The sequence below is a fragment of the Staphylococcus sp. 231237_7MaSpsaltlick genome, from assembly GCF_043107035.1.
The window spans coordinates 1-459 of sequence record NZ_JBICNX010000360.1 but is presented as its reverse complement, the minus strand read 5'-3'; the positions used below and the strand labels follow the sequence as shown (position 1 = coordinate 459).

The window sequence follows — 459 nt, the reverse complement described above, 5'->3', positions numbered from 1 at the left end:
CAGGTAGCGCCCCTGCAGCCATTTCTCCACCACCTGCCGGATGGTAGCCACCGGATCCTTCTGCGCCGCCGCCGGCATGACCGCCGCGGTCCAGATCGCAATCCCGGTCAGGAGAGCCGCCACCACCGCACCGGCGCCCCGCGCCGCGCGCAAACCTCTTACGGATCGCATCTTTTTCCGCCCTTGTCGCTGGTTCGATGCGTCAGCTTACCGCATGCCCGATCATTCGCCGTCGAAGCCAGGCTGAGCGGGCCACCACCGACCAGCCCACGTCCCGCAGCCCCGCCAGCGGCGCCGGAAGCTCGCCGAAGGCACGCTGCAGCCCGTCCAGGGCGAACTGCATCACCGCCACCGGCTCGCGCCGCGAGCGCTCGTAGCGGCGCAGGTCGAACCAGTCGGGCGCCCGCACCGCCAGCCCGGCCGAGCCCGGCAGCATCACATGCTCGATCAGGCCGCGGA

1 protein-coding gene is annotated in these 459 nt (G+C 71.2%); it reads right to left on the bottom strand.

The features are described 5' to 3' along the window. Positions 1–202: 202 nt before the first annotated feature. A partial coding sequence (locus ACF91D_RS31885; RefSeq protein ID WP_483883407.1) for a hypothetical protein occupies positions 203–459 on the bottom strand: 257 nt, incomplete at its 5' end.